We start from the raw sequence: 15,759 nt of genomic DNA, 5'->3' as shown, positions 1-15,759 counted from the left end.
GCGGCGGAACCGGCGTGCTCACGCGCCCCCGGTCGAGTCCACCGAGCCGGCGCCGGGCGGGATGCCGGCGCGGCGCTCCAGCTCGGCCACGCGGCTTTCCAGTTCTTCCAGGCGGGCGCGGGTGCGCGCCAGCACCTGCGACTGGACATCGAATTCCTCGCGCGTGACCAGGTCCAGCCGGGCAAAGCCCTGGGTCATCATGCTGCGCACGTTTTTCTCGATGTCCCTTGCCGGCGAATTGCGCAGCGCCTCGCTGACCTTGTTCTGCAGGTCGTTGAAGAGGTCGGTCGGTTTCATGGTTTCTCCTTTGCGCACCTGACTGGTGCCAATCCGGTTAGGCATCTGGCGTATGGCGCGCTTTCGCACAGGAATTGGGCGCCCTGAATGCGGGCGCTTCCCATACGCGCGGGCCGTACGCAGCCACCGTCAGACCTCGATTATCGCCCCAGCGGCACGCCGGCGAAAGCACCGGCGCCGCGCCGTTCACACCTTTTAACCCGATCTGGCGTCGCCGCGGGGCGGATTCAAGGCTGCCCGCGATGCTGGCCGGCGCGCGTCGCAGCGCAGGGACCGCCGCTTTCCGTGGGGTGGCACGGCAGTTGCAGTAGTGAGGGCGAGCTGCCTCAAAGCTTTACCGGAATCCAACTAAACGAAATCCGAGCCATCAGCAAAAGGAGAAAAACCCCATGAAGAAGTTGGCCCTTGCAGTCAGCGCGATGGTCCTGGCCAGTGCCGCCGGCGGCGCCCTGGCGCAGAGCACCGACGCCGCGGCCCCGGCTGCCGCGCCGGCCTCGCCGCATACGTTCACGGCCAACGTGTCGCTGGTCACGGACTACCGCTACCGCGGCATCAGCCAGACCAACCTGCGCCCGGCGATCCAGGGTGGTTTCGACTACGCGCACGAAAGCGGCTTCTACCTGGGCAACTGGAACTCCAGCATCAGCTGGCTGGAAGACGCCAACCCGGCGGTGTCGGCGCCGGTCGAGATGGACTTCTACGGCGGCTTCAAGAACACCTTCAAAGTCGCCGGCACCGAATTCGCCTATGACCTGGGCGTCCTCGAGTACTACTACCCGGGCGGCTACAACAACCCGCGGCCGTACACCACCGAGCTGTATGCCGGGGTTGGCTGGGGCCCGGTGTTCCTGAAGTACTCGCACTCGGTCACCAACCTGTTTGGCTGGGCCGACAGCAAGAACAGCTACTACGTCGACCTGAGCGCCAACGTGCCGCTGAACTTCTGGGACCTGACGCTGAACGCGCACGTCGGCTACCAGGGCGTGAAGCACAACAGCGATGCCTCGTACACCGACTGGAAGATCGGCCTGACCAAGGACCTGGGCAAGGGCTTTGCGCTGGCGGTCGCCTATGTCGACACCAACGCCAAGGAAGTGGCCTACACCAGCGCCAACCGCGGCCGCTACCTGGGCAAGGCCGCGGCCTGGGCCTCGATCACCAAGACTTTCTAACTCTGACGCAGCCCGGGCGGGCTGATGCCGGTCCGCTCCCAGGAGAATCCTGATGAAACTCATCATCGCAGTCATCAAGCCGTTCAAGCTCGACGAGGTGCGCGAAGCGCTGTCGGACGTGGGCGTGTCCGGCATCACCGTGACCGAAGTGAAAGGCTTCGGCCGCCAGAAGGGCCATACCGAGCTGTACCGCGGCGCCGAATACATCGTCGACTTCCTGCCCAAGGTGAAGATCGAGGTGGCGGTGCCCGACGACGTGGTCGAGCGCGCCATCGAGGCGGTCGAGAAATCGGCCCGCACCGGCAAGATCGGCGACGGCAAGATCTTCGTGGCCCCGATCGAGCAGGTCATCCGCATCCGCACCGGCGAAACCGGCGGCGATGCCCTGTGACCCAAGACAGCATAGAGACAAAGGTGAATTCCATGAAAACCTGGATCAAGCGATTCCTGACGGCGGGCGCGATGGCGCTGGCCATCGGCACGGCCGGCGTCGGCATGTCAAGCCCGGCCGCCGCGCAGGACAAGCCGGCCGCCGAGGCTTCGGCCGCCGCCCCTTCCGCGCCGGCCGCCGCAGCGGCTGCGGCAGCCCCGGCTGCGGCGCCCGCTGTGGCGCCTGCAGCGGCGCCTGCCGCGGCTGCACCGGCTGAAGCCGCCGCCGCGCCGGCGGCGCCCGTGCCCAACAAGGGCGACACCGCCTGGCTGCTGGTCTCGACCGCGTTCGTGATCCTGATGACGCTGCCTGGCCTGGCGCTGTTCTACGGCGGCCTGGTGCGCTCCAAGAACATGCTGTCGGTGCTGATGCAGTGTCTGGTGATCTTCTCGCTGGTGGCGCTGCTGTGGGCCATCTACGGCTACAGCTTTGCCTTCACCGAGGGCAATGCCTTCTTCGGCGGCACCGACCGGCTCTTCATGAAGGGGCTGACGGTCGACGCCGTGGCCGCCACCTTCAGCAAGGGCGTGGTGCTGCCCGAACTGGGCTACTTTGCCTTCCAGTGCGCATTCGCCTGCATCACCTGCGGCCTGATCATCGGCGCCTTCGCCGAGCGCGCGCGCTTCTCGGCGGTGCTGGTGTTCGTGGTGCTGTGGTTCACCTTCGCCTACCTGCCGATCGCCCACATGGTGTGGTTCTGGCCGGGTCCCGACGCCTACACCGACGCCGCCGCCGGCACCGCGGCAACGGCCAAGGCCGGCTGGCTGTTCCAGAAGGGCGCGCTGGACTTTGCCGGCGGCACCGTGGTCCACATCAATGCAGCGGTGGCCGGCCTGGTGGGGGCCTTCATGTTCGGCAAGCGCATCGGCTTCGGCCGCGAGGCGATCCGTCCGCACAGCCTGACCTTCACTATGGTGGGTGCCTCGCTGCTGTGGTTCGGCTGGTTCGGCTTCAACGCCGGTTCGGCGCTGGAAGCCAACGGCTCGGCCGCGCTGGCCTTCGTCAACACGCTGCTGGCGACCTGCGCCGCGGTGCTGTCGTGGACCTTCGGCGAGTGGATCGGCAAGGGCAAGCCGTCGATGCTGGGCGGTGCCTCGGGCGCGGTCGCGGGCCTGGTGGCGATCACCCCGGCCGCGGGCTTCGTCGGTCCGATGGGCTCGATCGTGATGGGCCTGGTGGCCGGCCTGCTGTGCCTGTGGGGCGTGACCGGACTGAAGCGCATGCTGGGCATGGACGACTCGCTGGACGTGTTCGGCGTGCATGGCGTGGGCGGTATCGTCGGCGCGCTGCTGACCGGCGTGTTCGCCGCGCCCAGCCTGGGCGGCACCGGCATCTACGACTACGTCGCCAACAAGGTGGCGGATGACTACTCGATCGCCGGCCAGCTGTGGGTGCAGTTCGAAGGCGTGCTGACCACCGTGGTGTGGTCCGGCGTGGTGGCCTTCGTCGCCTTCAAGCTGGTGGACATGCTGATCGGGCTGCGCGTGCCGGAAGACGAAGAGCGCGAAGGCCTGGATATCACCTCGCATGGCGAGACCGCCTACGAAGGCTGAGCGCAAAGGTGTTGTGCTGGAGAGCTGATTGGGAATCTGCTCTCAGGAGTTTTGCCCGGCTGCGTGCCGGGCTTTTTTACTTTGTTGCGTTGAGCGGGGTTGCAGACATTTGCCTGCGGCCAACAGACGTCGCACGCGCGGACAGGCCCATCACGACGCTCATCCCAATTGTCAGTGAAACCGGCTAGCCCAGTGCCGGCGCGGGCAAGCCGGCAATCCCGTGCGCCGCGCGCGGGCTTTTCGCAAAGTGCTTAACTCCGATCTTAAAAAGCTTCAATTGTCTTTAATGTGCGGCGCACATACATTGCCACTGAGGCAGTTTCCTCCACCTGCAGAACGCTCCCCGTATCTGTCAGGCCATTTAAAAGCGCGGCATCGCCGCGCTTTTTTTTGCCCGGACGCGGTCGCCGGCGCGGCCTCTTTATTTCGCGCCGCCCATCCCCATATGGTTATCCCTTATGCCAGGCGCTGCATATCCTTATAAAGGGTGTGCCAGCGCCTGGTTGGCCGTTCCTCTACAATCGGGGCGAACGATTAAGACGATCTATAGGATGGATATGGTCCCGCATCTCATCACCGCGCTGAACGGTCCGCTGCTCGAACTGGAAAAGAAGATCCTGGACGCGACGCCGTCCATCGAGCGCTGGTTCAGGCTGGAATGGCAGGAGCATACGCCCCCGTTCTATTGCTCGGTGGACCTGCGCAACGCCGGCTTCAAGCTGGCGCCGGTCGATACCAACCTGTTCCCGGGCGGCTTCAACAACCTGGCCCCCGAGATGCTGCCGCTGGCGGTGCAGGCGGCGATGGCGGCGATCGAGAAGATCTGCCCGGATGCCAAGAACCTGCTGCTGATCCCGGAGCGCCACACCCGCAATATGTTCTACCTGCAGAACGTGGCGCGGCTGTCGCTGATCATGCGCCAGGCCGGGCTGAACGTGCGCCTGGGCTCGCTTTCCGAGGAAATCACCGAACCGACCCCGATCGAGCTGCCCGACGGCCAGACCCTGGTGGTCGAGCCGCTGGCGCGCCTGGGCACCAAGAGCCGCCGGCTGGGCCTGAAGGACTTCGACCCCTGTTCGATCCTGCTCAACAACGACCTGTCGGCCGGCATTCCGCCGATCCTGGAAAACATCAACGAGCAGTACCTGCTGCCGCCGCTGCACGCCGGCTGGTCCACGCGTCGCAAGAGCAGCCACTTTTCCGCCTATGACGAGGTGGCGAAGAAGTTCGCCAAGCTGATCGACATCGACCCGTGGATGGTCAACCCGTACTTCGCCCGTACCACCGGCGTGAATTTCCACGAGCGCGTGGGCGAGGAGGAACTGGCCGACGCGGTCGAGGGCGTGCTGAAGAAGATCGCCAAGAAGTACCGCGAGTACGGCATCAAGGAAACGCCGTACGTGGTGGTCAAGGCCGATGCCGGCACCTATGGCATGGGCATCATGACCGTGCGCGACCCGTCCGAGATCAAGGGCCTGAACCGGAAAGAGCGCAACAAGATGAGCGTGGTCAAGGAGGGTCTGGAGGTCAGCGACGTCATCATCCAGGAGGGCGTGCACACCTTCGAGAAGGTCAACGAGGCGGTGGCCGAGCCGGTGGTGTACATGATCGACCGCTATGTGGTGGGCGGCTTCTACCGCGTGCACACCGGCCGCGGCAACGACGAGAACCTGAACGCGCCGGGCATGCATTTCGTGCCGCTGGCGTTCGCCCCCAACGGCATCCCGGACAGCCACGCCAAGCCGGGCGCGGCGGTGCCGAACCGCTTCTACATGTATGGCGTGGTGGCGCGGCTGGCCTTGCTGGCGGCATCGCTGGAGCTCGAGAAGACCGACCCCAACCCGATCATCTGAACGCCACCATGCGCATCCTCTTCATCACCGATCCGCTGGAGACCTTCAAGACCTACAAGGACTCCACCTACGCCATGATGGCCGAGGCCGCCGCGCGCGGCCACGAGTTGTACTGGTGCCTGCAGCCGCAGCTGGCGCTGTCCGGGCGCACGGTCGAGACCGTGGCCACGCGCCTGCACCTCACCGGTGAGGATGGCGCGGGACACGGCGACTGGTACCGCGAAGGCAACAGCGCGCTCGAGCCGCTGTCGGCCTTCGATGCGGTGCTGATGCGCAAGGACCCGCCCTTCGACATGGAGTACGTAACCAGCACCTGGCTGCTGGAACTGGCCGAGGCCCAGGGCGCGCGCGTCTTCAACAAGCCGCGGGCGATCCGCGATCATTCCGAAAAGCTGGCGATTGCGCAGTACCCGGAATTCATCACGCCGACGCTGGTCACGCGCGACCTGGCGCGCATCCGCGATTTCCACGCCGAGCACCGCGACATCATCGTCAAGCCGCTCGACGGCATGGGCGGCATGGGCGTGTTCCGGGTCGGCGCGGACGGCATGAACCTGGCCGCGATCGTCGAGACGCTGGGCCAGGACGGCGCCCGCTCGCTGATGGTGCAGCGCTATATCCCGGCGATCAAGGACGGCGACAAGCGCGTGCTGCTGATCGGCGGCGTGCCGGTGCCGTATTCGCTGGCGCGCGTGCCGATGGCCGGCGAAGTGCGCGGCAACCTCGCCGCGGGCGGCACTGGCCGCGCCCAGGAGCTGAGCCGGCGCGACCGCGAGATCGCCGAGGCGCTGGCGCCGGGGCTGTGGGGGCAGGGCCTGCTGCTGGTCGGCCTGGACGTCATCGGCGACTACCTGACCGAGATCAATGTGACGAGCCCGACCTGTTTCCAGGAGATCACCCAGCAGACCGGCTTCCATGTCGCGGCGATGTTCATCGACGCGCTGGAACACGCCGTCAGCGCTGCCGGCAGCTAGGCGCCACCGGCCCCGACGGGCAGCGGGAGCGCGGGGGGCGCCTGCTACAATCGGGGCAATCCAACGGATTCACCATCATGGCAGGCATCCTGATCATCGCGCACACCCCGCTGGCGTCAGCCTTGCGCGATTGCGCCGCCCACGTCTACTGTGGCCAGCCGCAGCGGCTGGAAGCCATCGACGTCCTTCCCGATGCCGATCCCGCCGCCGTGCTGGCCGAGGCCAGGCGCCGGCTGGATGCCATCTGCGAAGACAACGGCGCGCTGGTCCTGACCGACATCTTCGGCGCCACCCCCGCCAATATCGCCGCGCGCCTGGCCGAGCCGGGCCGCGTGCGCGTGCTGGCCGGCGTCAACCTTCCCATGCTGGTCCGTGCCATCTGCTACCGGGCCGAGAAGCTCGACCAGCTTGCCACCAAGGCGCTGGCCGGCGGCTCGCAGGGCGTGCTGCAGGTCGGCACCACCACCGTCCAGAATCAAACCGCCAATCATCCCGACAAATATGCTGCAGAGGGACACCACCATCATCAATAAACTCGGACTGCACGCACGCGCGTCCGCCAAGCTGACCCAGCTCGCCGGCAACTTCGTCAGCCAGGTCAAGATGTCCCGCAACGGACGCCAGGTGGATGCCAAGAGCATCATGGGCGTGATGATGCTGGCCGCCGGGATCGGCTCGACCATCACCATCGAAACCGACGGTCCCGACGAGCAGGAAGCGATGGACGCGCTGCTGGCACTGATCGCCAACCGCTTTGGTGAAGGGGAGTGAGGCCGGCGGCCTTGACCCGAATTGATAAACGTTCCTGACGGAGCGGTACATGCCTTTCGCCTTGCACGGCATCCCGGTCTCGCGCGGCGTCGCCATCGGCCGCGCGCACCTGCTTGCGCCCGCGGCGCTGGACGTGTCGCACTACCTGGTCGATGAAGAGCAGCTCGACGCCGAGGTGGAAAGGCTGCGCGCCGCACGCGCCGCGGTGCGCGCCGAACTGGCCGCACTCAAGCGCGACCTGCCGCGCGACGCGCCCGAGGAGATGGGCGCCTTCCTCGACGTGCACGCGATGATCCTCGACGACGAGGCGCTGGCGCGCGAGCCCGAGGCGCTGATCCGGGGCCGGCGCTACAACGCCGAGTGGGCCCTGACCACGCGCCTCGAAGAGCTGATGCGCCAGTTCGACGAGATCGAGGACGAATACCTGCGCGAGCGCAAGGCCGACATCCAGCAGGTGGTGGAGCGCATCCTGAAGGCGCTGGCCGGCGCGCCGGTGCTGGTGCCGGCGCCGGTGCCCGCGCTGGCCGCCGACGGCGAGCCCGCGCCCGGCGTGATCGTGGTGGCCCACGATATCGCGCCCGCCGACATGCTGCAGTTCCGCCACACCGTGTTCCACGGCTTCGTCACCGACCTGGGCGGGCGCACCTCGCATACCGCCATCGTCGCGCGCAGCCTCGACATCCCGGCCGCGGTCGGCGTGCAGAGCGCGAGCGAGCTGATCCGCCAGGATGACTGGATCATCATCGACGGCGACGCCGGCCTGGTGATCGTCGACCCCACCGCCATCATCCTCGAGGAATACCGCCACCGGCAAAGCGAGCGCGTGCTGGAGAAGAAGCGCCTGCAGCGCCTGCGCCATACGCCGGCGGTGACGCTGGACGGCATCGAGATCGAGCTGCTCGCCAATATCGAGATGGCAGAGGATGCCGGCGCCGCGCTGGCCGCCGGCGCGGTCGGCGTCGGCCTGTTCCGCTCCGAGTTCCTGTTCATGAACCGGCGCGACGAGCTGCCGGGCGAGGAAGAGCAGTTCCAGGCGTACCGCGGCGCGGTCGACGCCATGCACGGGCTGCCGGTGACCATCCGCACCATCGATATCGGCGCCGACAAGCCTCTCGACGCCCGCGGCGACGGCCGCGCCGATGACTTCGAGACCGCGCTGAACCCTGCGCTGGGCCTGCGCGCGATCCGCTGGTCGCTGTCGGAGCCCGGCATGTTCCTGACCCAGCTGCGCGCGTTGCTGCGCGCCTCGGCCTTCGGCCCGGTGCGGCTGCTGGTGCCGATGCTGGCGCATGCCAGCGAGATCGACCAGACCCTGGCACTGATCGCCAAGGCCAAGCGCCAGCTGGACGAGCGCGGCGAACCCTACGACCCCGGCATGAAGGTCGGGGCCATGATCGAGATCCCGGCGGCGGTGCTGCTGCTGCCGCTGTTCCTGCGCAAGATGGATTTCCTGTCCATCGGCACCAACGACCTGATCCAGTACACGCTGGCGATCGACCGCGCCGACAACGCCGTGGCGCACCTGTTCGACCCGCTGCATCCGGCGGTGCTGCAACTGGTGGCGCGCACCATCCGCGAAGCCAACCGCGCCGGCGTGCCGGTGGCGGTGTGCGGCGAGATGGCGGGCGATCCGTCGATGACGCGGCTGCTGCTGGGCATGGGGCTGCGCGAATTCTCCATGCACCCGGCGCAACTGCTGCGCGTCAAGCAGCAAATCCTGCACGCCAGCTGCGAGCGGCTGGAACCGCTGGTCGACCAGCTGCTGCAGGCTTACGATCCCGAAGAACAGGCCGGGGTCCTGCGGCAGATCGCACGACCCTGACGGCGTCAGGGTTTTCCGAGCCGAAGAGGCGGCTGGCGCGGCACTTCCCTAGGCAGGAAAGTGCGGCGCCAGCCGCCTTCTTTTTACGTCCTGTGACGTCTTCCCGACCTTACGCGATGTGGCTTAATGGGAATTGTTATCATTATTGATCTCTGATATTCTGACGTTCATTCGCAGGGACATGCCGGTGTCCCGCGCCCCAACGGAGGGACTTGTGTACGTCTGCATCTGCAACCAGATCACCGATCGTGAGATCCACGGTGCCGCGCACCTGGGCATCGAAACCCTCGACGAACTGGCCGAAACGCTCGGCGTCGGCACGTGCTGCGGCCGCTGCCGCGAGTGTGCACAGCAGGTGTTGCAGGAAGGCGTGGCCGCGGTACGCAATGTCACGGTGGCGACCCTCGCCAACATCCAGGTTGTGGAGATTTCTTCCTGTTCCGCTTCGGGCCCATGTACCATAATGGACACTCGGGACCCGGCAGTCGCGAACGACCAGCGCAAGGCGCTGGTGGCCTGAACGCGCCCATGAACTGAAAGTTCAGTTCACGGCGCGTTTTTGCGCATTCCTTTTTTCTGACTGCACGGCGCCATTGGCGCCGTTTCGTATTTTTGCGCGGGCCCGATGCAACAGGAGCCGCCAATGAAAGGTGACAAGAAGGTCATCCAGCATCTGAACGCCCAGCTCAAGAACGAGCTGACCGCGATCAACCAGTATTTCCTGCACGCCCGCATGTATCGCCACTGGGGCCTGAAGAAGCTCGGCGAGGTGGAGTACAAGGAATCGATCGGCGAAATGAAGCACGCCGACCGCCTGATCGAGCGCATCCTGATGCTGGACGGCCTGCCCAACCTGCAGGACCTGCACAAGCTGCTGCTCGGCGAAGACACGCCCGAGATGCTCAAGTGCGACCTGAAGCTGGAACAGACCGCGCACACCACCGTCAAGGAAGGCATTGCCTACTGTGAATCGGTCGGCGATTACGTCAGCCGCGAAATTCTGGTCGATATCCTCACCGATACCGAGGAACATATCGAATACCTGGAAACGCAGCTGGACCTGATCGATAAGGTCGGGCTGCAGAACTACCTGCAGTCGCAGATGGAGCCGGGCGAGCAATAAGCCGTCTCCGGCGAGGCCGCTCCGACGGGCGGTCCGCCCCAGCGCGCGGCGCCGATCGGTGCCGCCTGGTTGCTCGCCTGCAGGCAGTAACCCTTCTCATTCCAATTCCTCTCTTCATCCAGGCGTTGCCGGCGGGGCCAAGGCTCCTGACCCGCCGGTACGCCGCGCGGAGCCCACGCCCATGACCAGTCCCATCCGCCTGACGCAGTACAGCCACGGTGCAGGCTGCGGCTGCAAGATTTCCCCCAAGATGCTCGACGTGATCCTGGCCGGCAGCGGCGCGCAGCACCTTGACCCGCGCCTGTGGGTCGGCAATGCCTCGCGCGATGACGCGGCGGTGTATGCGCTGGACGGCGCCGATGGCCCGCGCGGCGTGGTGTCCACCACCGACTTCTTCATGCCCATCGTCGACGATCCGTTCGACTTCGGCCGCATCGCCGCTACCAATGCGATCAGCGACATCTACGCCATGGGCGGCGACCCGCTGATGGCCATCGCCATCCTGGGCTGGCCGGTCAACGTGCTGCCGCCCGAGGTGGCGCGCGAAGTGGTGGCGGGCGGGCGCCGCGCCTGCGACGACGCCGGCATTCCGCTGGCGGGCGGTCATTCGATCGACGCGCCCGAGCCCATCTTCGGCATGGCGGTGACGGGGTTGGTCGAGCGCGCGCACATGAAGCGCAATGACACCGCCACGCCCGGCTGCCGGCTTTATCTGACCAAGCCGCTCGGCATCGGCGTGCTGACCACGGCCGAGAAAAAAGGGCTGCTGCGCGACGACAACCGTCATCTGGCGCGCGACTGGATGTGCGTGCTGAACCGGCCCGGCAGCGCCTTCGGGCGCTTGCCCGGCGTGCGGGCGATGACCGACGTCACCGGCTTCGGCCTGCTCGGCCACCTGGTCGAAATGGCCGACGGCAGCGGCCTGACCGCACGCATCGACTATGCCGCGGTGCCGGTGCTGGATGACGTGGCCGACTACATCGGCCAGGGCTGCGTGCCAGGCGGCACCCAGCGCAACTTCGACAGCTACGGCCACCGCATCGCGCCGCTTACCGAGGCGCAACGCGCGCTGCTGTGCGACCCCCAGACCAGCGGCGGCCTGCTGGTCGCCGTCGAGCCCGCCGGCGAAGCCGAGTTCCTGGCCGAATGCCAGCGCCTGGGGCTGGCGCTCGGGCCGATCGGCGAGATGGTGGCCCGCGCCGCACTGGCCGTACAGATCCGCTGATGCGTCCAGATACCGCCGACTTCCGCAAACTGTTCCTCAGTGGCGTCGCCATGCTGGACGTGCGCGCGCCGCTGGAGTTCGCGCGCGGGGCCTTCCCCGGCGCGGTCAACCTGCCGCTGATGGACGACGCCGAGCGCCACGAGGTCGGCCTGTGCTATGCGCAGAAGGGCCAGCAGGCGGCGATCGAACTCGGCCACCAGCTCGTGTCCGGCCAGCGCAAGGTGGCGCGCATCGCCGCCTGGGCGGAGTTTGCGCGCGCCCATCCGGACGGCTACCTTTATTGCTTCCGCGGCGGCTTGCGCTCGCAGCTGGTGCAGCAGTGGCTGCGCGACGCGGGGGTCGACTATCCGCGCGTGACCGGCGGCTACAAGGCGATGCGCGGTTTCCTGATCGAAACCATCGATACCGCGGCGACTACGCAGCCGTGGTTCGTGGTGGGCGGGCTGACTGGCAGCGGCAAGACCGACGTGCTGGCCGACGTGCCCGCGTCGATCGACCTTGAGGGCCACGCGCGCCACCGCGGCTCTGCCTTCGGCCGCCGCGCGCTGCCGCAGCCGCCGCAGATCGACTTCGAAAACGCCCTCGCCATCGACGTACTGCGTCATCTCGACGCCGGCTGGCGCGCGCTGGTGGTGGAAGACGAAGGCCGCTTCATCGGCAGCCGCGACGTGCCGCAGGCGCTGTCGCAGCGCATGCAGGCCAGTCCGCTGGTATGGCTGGAAGCGCCGTTCGACACCCGCGTCGAACGCGTGCTGCGCGACTACGTGCAGGGACTGGCGGCGGAATTCATCGACACCAAGGGCAGCGCGGAAGGCTTCGATGCCTACGCCACCCGCCTGCGCGAAGCCATGGCCGCGATCGCGCCGCGGCTTGGCGGCGCCCGCTACGGCGAGCTGTCTGCGCTGCTGGACCAGGCGCTCGCGCGCCAGGCCGAGTGCGGCGAGGTAGCGCTGCACCGCGGCTGGATCGAAGTGCTGCTGCGCGATTACTACGACCCGATGTATGACTACCAGCGCGCCCAGCGCGAGGCGCGCATCGTCTTCCGCGGCGACCGCGATGCCGTGACGGACTGGCTGCTGGCGCACACGGCGCGGCAAGGGGAATAGGGCGGCGCTAGACTGCGCCCGGACGCAGCCGGATGGAGTCGATGATGGCATCCCATAGCTGCAGCGCCTCATCATCGGACTGGAATGCGGGCTGATATGGTGTCTGCGGGGTGTCCACCGGCTGCTCGAGTACGCGCAGCCCGGCCACCACGTTTTGCTCGGACAAGGACCTGTTTTTTCCCTGCGATTCCCAGGCGAATACATAGACACGCTGGCCTTTCCCCGTCGCGGCGGAGGCGAACTCTTCGGCAGGAATCGCTCCGACATTGCGCTCACGCTTGCGCAATACCTTCAGGCCGGCGAGCGGGCCGGATACTGCCTTGGCCAGGAAGTTATCAACGCGTTCGAGCAACCGGTCTTCCTCGGCGCCGGTGCTGGCGTCAAAGCTGATGAAGGCGTTGGGGTGTTGGGGCAGCGTGATGCCCACCTGCACGCTCTCGGAACGGTAGTCGTTGCCGGCGATAAAGCCCTGGTCGATGCAGAAGCCGGGGCCGGTGGGGATTTCGTTGTCGGAGCGGGAGCGGATGTTGGCGGCGAGCGTGTTCAGGAACGCGACCGCCATGGCCTGCCTGCTAGCCGAGATGTCCCCGCTGTACTTGAACGCTTGCCATGGGCTGGTAGTTGCCAGATAAGCTTCCTCATACATCAGTATGGTGCGCCGTGGGCTGCTCCAGGAAAGCAAGCTTGTCGAGCCATTGCCATGATCGATACGGCGCACCAGCATGCTTCCGGCCGTGTCATGGCTCATTGACTGCAAAGCAATGGCGCGTTTGTCTACTTTGTCTTGAAGCGATGGGGCGTTGATGCCTGGTAAGCGCTCGATTTCGGTGCCCCACAATTTGTACGCGGCACGGACTTCCGCTTGTGGCGGCAAGTCGACAAGGTAGCGCCCAAAGCAGTGAGTTTTCCATCCCGGTTTATCCATCAGAATATTCCTCGGCGTTTTGGCATGACCGGTGCTTAAGATTACCGTCGCCATACACGCAGCCATAGCAGTTAGGAGAAAGCGGTGCGTCATGATGGTTCGCTAGGATGCCAATTTGCCAACTGGGCAATTTTAATGATGCCAAACAAGCTAGCCCACTGTGATCTCGGGTCGTTATAGCTGCCTTGGTGATCATAGCCCTTGCGGGCAATATTGGCGGCACCACTTCCATCAGAACCGTGTCGGAAGCTCGCCTTTACTCCTGCGAGGGCACCGGCATCACGAGGCGCTTCTCCAGAGTACGCAGAAACAGTACCGTCTCCCTTTCCTGGTGCTACGGTCAGGGTGGGAGCATCGCCCATTGCCGCCTTGCGATAGCTCCCATTGCCATCATCCAACCTCGTCTTGCTTGGTTGACTATTTCCGCGCCAGACAATGTGCTGCCAACTGTGCATCGACTTGCTGCCGTCGGCGCCGTAATGTACATAGGTCTCTGGACAATACGCGCCGGCGATCTCCCGATGAAAATCCTCGATTTTCCCAATGAGCTCATTGAAGCGGTCGCGAGGATCTAGCGGAACAATGCCCGCGTCCTCTGTCAGGTCGAGAAATTTTGAGTTATGGTCCGGCACTAGTCCATACCATGCGGGATTGCAGTAAATCTCTCTGTATGGATCACCTGCGCGCGGGTATGCGGATGCAAAGCCCCCTTCATCTGTGCCAACGTTTCCATCGTTGTCCTGTAGAAACAGCCATGGTTTTCCAGCGTGGTGATCGAAGCTCGGGCAAAGCTCAAGCGCTCCAGCTGAATTTGCCACGACAGCGGTAACCTCCCCAGCATTTGAACCCAGAATCAACTGCTCAGGCCCCTCATAGCCCGCACGCATGTGATGGTAAATCGCCGGCGCCCCTGTCGCCGGCAGCACGCCATGGACCACACCTAGCACCTTCTCATAGCCGACAAGATTCGTGAGCGCGCGCGCCACGAGCCCGCCCATGGAATGCGTAACCAGGATGACCTTGTCGGCTGGTACCGGAGGCTTCTGTTCGCGGTAATGCCTCAGCACTGTGTTTTCAATGTAAAGCCTGACGTCTTCGGCGGACTTCCGGTTGGATTGAAGCCAGTTGTAGCCGGCGCACCAGACATCGAACTCATAGCGTGCTGCTTTCATGAGTTCCGGTTCCGTCAAAGGCGGCTGTCCGGTTTCCTCACCATAGTCACCGGGCGGGCGCAGGCCTTCAGTCGACCACCATCCTTGTAGCGTGCGGTTGGCAACGATGCGGCTGGTGCGCGCCTCCAGTAACCCCATGACCGGGTTATAGGAGGTGCGCAGCACGCTGCCCCAGCCTCGCTTGCGCGCGGTTTCTTTTGCTAGTCCCGATTCCCCGACGTCAATAGAGCCTCCGTCGTCCACAGTCAAATCTTCCGCTTTCAGGATTTGCTGCCGTTGCTTTGGTCCTCGTATGCCCCATGTCGCCAAGGCGGCGACGACGCCGAGTATGTCGGCCAGGTTCAGGCTCATATTCGGTGGCCGCCAGACAGCATCGCCCGTCTTTTTGTTCTTCAGATTGGTTCCCATGATGCCTGGCAGGAACACGATCGGAATCACTGCGGGCAGCTTGGTCTCGATGACCTTGGTTCGCGTGTCCTCGGTGGGTGTCAGGTGCGTGTCAAAGACCGGTCGCCCGTCGATATTGCGCGTGCGCGATATCACGACTTCCGATTCGGACGGACTGCGCTCGTTTTGCATTGCCACCTCAGCCGTTTTGCTCACGTGACTTCCCAAGTACGCGCAACTGAACATGCTCCATCGAAATGCCTCGCTGTTTCGGCAAGCGGCCCTCACTGTCTGTCACAAGCTTGATGCGTGCGCCATCATTCCGGCGCAGTTCAACTTGCACGTTTCGCAGCGGCTCTCCGGTGATTTCGTCCCTCAAAAGGTAGGCGTCATCGAACGGCGTTTGGGGCCACGTATTCATCTCTCTTGAGGCATGGGTCGGCCCTTCGAACTTCCTCTGCGCCGCTTTATAGGTAATCGGGCCGGGACACTCGAAGGTGATATTGCCGCCCTCGATGGTGATGGCAGCCCCGCCAGCCGTCGCAATGCGAATGCGCTTGGCCGCGGCAAAGTCCACATTCATGTTGGCCGAGACAATGGTCAGGTCCTCCCGCGCCGCCAGCTTCAGCAAATCATGCTGCGCCTGGAGATCGATATCGCCCTGACCTGCTGTCAGTTGCAGGCCGACGTTGCCTTCACCGGCCGAAGACAGTCCTGCGGCCACGCCAATCGCCTTTCCCGAATGGATGCGCCCCTGTCCCGCGACGGCGACATTGTTGTCCTGGCCGCTGGCGAGCACGACGCTTTCCCCACTGGCGATTTGCAGGTCTTGCCCCGCCACCATAGCCACGCCAGCCCGGCCGTTGAGGTGGACCATCGGCTCGCTTTGGTGCGGCACCTTGCCCGGCGTGCTGGTATTGCCGGTAGCCGCATCCTCCTTTGCCGCTTG

The 15,759-nt window shown here is 65.3% G+C and carries 16 protein-coding genes; 12 read left to right on the top strand and 4 right to left on the bottom strand.

All coding sequences use genetic code 11. The features are described 5' to 3' along the window. Nucleotides 1-18: 18 nt before the first annotated feature. On the bottom strand, nucleotides 19-297 hold the full coding sequence (locus MKD38_RS26995; protein ID WP_012351595.1) for an accessory factor UbiK family protein: 279 nt from the start codon (nucleotides 295-297) through the stop codon (nucleotides 19-21). A 389-nt stretch (nucleotides 298-686) separates the two neighbouring features. Here MKD38_RS26995 and MKD38_RS26990 point away from each other — a divergent pair, with 389 nt between their 5' ends. The 12 genes from MKD38_RS26990 to mnmH all read left to right on the top strand — a co-directional run bounded on the left by MKD38_RS26990 (nucleotide 687) and on the right by mnmH (nucleotide 12,326). Next, entirely contained in the window at nucleotides 687-1,469 is a 783-nt protein-coding gene (locus tag MKD38_RS26990; protein WP_111521809.1) for a TorF family putative porin, read from the top strand. A 52-nt stretch (nucleotides 1,470-1,521) separates the two neighbouring features. Next, nucleotides 1,522-1,860: a P-II family nitrogen regulator gene (locus MKD38_RS26985; protein WP_010814843.1), complete on the top strand. Its 339-nt coding sequence runs from the start codon at nucleotides 1,522-1,524 to the stop codon at nucleotides 1,858-1,860. A 32-nt stretch (nucleotides 1,861-1,892) separates the two neighbouring features. Continuing rightward, nucleotides 1,893-3,452, top strand: a complete 1,560-nt coding sequence (amt, locus tag MKD38_RS26980; RefSeq protein ID WP_252681895.1) for an ammonium transporter — start codon at nucleotides 1,893-1,895, stop codon at nucleotides 3,450-3,452. 557 nt (nucleotides 3,453-4,009) lie between these two features. After that, the gene (gshA, locus tag MKD38_RS26975) at nucleotides 4,010-5,305 is read left to right on the top strand and encodes a glutamate--cysteine ligase (RefSeq protein WP_252681893.1); all 1,296 of its coding nucleotides are present in this window, start codon (nucleotides 4,010-4,012) and stop codon (nucleotides 5,303-5,305) included. Nucleotides 5,306-5,313: 8 nt separating this feature from the next. Further along, nucleotides 5,314-6,279, top strand: coding sequence for a glutathione synthase (gshB, locus tag MKD38_RS26970; RefSeq protein ID WP_252681891.1), 966 nt, complete (start codon nucleotides 5,314-5,316; stop codon nucleotides 6,277-6,279). Between the two features lie 77 nt (nucleotides 6,280-6,356). Continuing rightward, entirely contained in the window at nucleotides 6,357-6,812 is a 456-nt protein-coding gene (locus tag MKD38_RS26965; protein WP_062796549.1) for a PTS sugar transporter subunit IIA, read from the top strand. Beyond that, nucleotides 6,781-7,050, top strand: coding sequence for an HPr family phosphocarrier protein (locus MKD38_RS26960; RefSeq protein ID WP_252681889.1), 270 nt, complete (start codon nucleotides 6,781-6,783; stop codon nucleotides 7,048-7,050). The genes MKD38_RS26965 and MKD38_RS26960 overlap by 32 nt, the downstream gene beginning before the upstream one ends. Nucleotides 7,051-7,099: 49 nt before the next feature. Continuing rightward, on the top strand, nucleotides 7,100-8,872 hold the full coding sequence (gene ptsP / locus MKD38_RS26955) for a phosphoenolpyruvate--protein phosphotransferase (RefSeq protein ID WP_252681887.1): 1,773 nt from the start codon (nucleotides 7,100-7,102) through the stop codon (nucleotides 8,870-8,872). A gap of 214 nt (nucleotides 8,873-9,086) precedes the next feature. Continuing rightward, complete coding sequence (locus tag MKD38_RS26950) at nucleotides 9,087-9,392, top strand: (2Fe-2S)-binding protein (protein ID WP_252681885.1); 306 nt, start codon at nucleotides 9,087-9,089, stop codon at nucleotides 9,390-9,392. Between the two features lie 123 nt (nucleotides 9,393-9,515). Further along, complete coding sequence (gene bfr / locus MKD38_RS26945; RefSeq protein WP_115686677.1) at nucleotides 9,516-9,995, top strand: bacterioferritin; 480 nt, start codon at nucleotides 9,516-9,518, stop codon at nucleotides 9,993-9,995. A 181-nt stretch (nucleotides 9,996-10,176) separates the two neighbouring features. Then, nucleotides 10,177-11,220: a selenide, water dikinase SelD gene (gene selD, locus MKD38_RS26940; RefSeq protein ID WP_252681883.1), complete on the top strand. Its 1,044-nt coding sequence runs from the start codon at nucleotides 10,177-10,179 to the stop codon at nucleotides 11,218-11,220. Beyond that, nucleotides 11,220-12,326, top strand: coding sequence for a tRNA 2-selenouridine(34) synthase MnmH (gene mnmH / locus MKD38_RS26935; protein ID WP_252681881.1), 1,107 nt, complete (start codon nucleotides 11,220-11,222; stop codon nucleotides 12,324-12,326). The genes selD and mnmH overlap by 1 nt, the downstream gene beginning before the upstream one ends. A gap of 7 nt (nucleotides 12,327-12,333) precedes the next feature. Here the strand turns inward: mnmH and MKD38_RS26930 are convergent, their stop codons facing one another. From MKD38_RS26930 to MKD38_RS26920, 3 genes are all read right to left on the bottom strand, one after another. After that, nucleotides 12,334-13,251 carry a T6SS immunity protein Tli4 family protein gene (locus MKD38_RS26930; protein ID WP_252681879.1) on the bottom strand — a complete coding sequence of 306 codons (918 nt, stop codon included), beginning with the start codon at nucleotides 13,249-13,251 and terminating at the stop codon, nucleotides 12,334-12,336. 89 nt (nucleotides 13,252-13,340) lie between these two features. Next, a complete protein-coding gene (locus MKD38_RS26925; RefSeq protein ID WP_252681878.1) occupies nucleotides 13,341-15,002 on the bottom strand; it encodes an esterase/lipase family protein in 1,662 nt (553 codons plus the stop codon). Nucleotides 15,003-15,009: 7 nt separating this feature from the next. After that, nucleotides 15,010-15,759: DUF2345 domain-containing protein (locus tag MKD38_RS26920; protein ID WP_252681876.1), on the bottom strand; the 750-nt coding region annotated here is incomplete at its 5' end.

This window comes from Cupriavidus sp. WGlv3 (assembly GCF_023952475.1).
In the GTDB taxonomy this organism is placed as follows: domain Bacteria; phylum Pseudomonadota; class Gammaproteobacteria; order Burkholderiales; family Burkholderiaceae; genus Cupriavidus; species Cupriavidus phytorum.
This window is presented reverse-complemented; position numbering and strand designations above follow the sequence as displayed.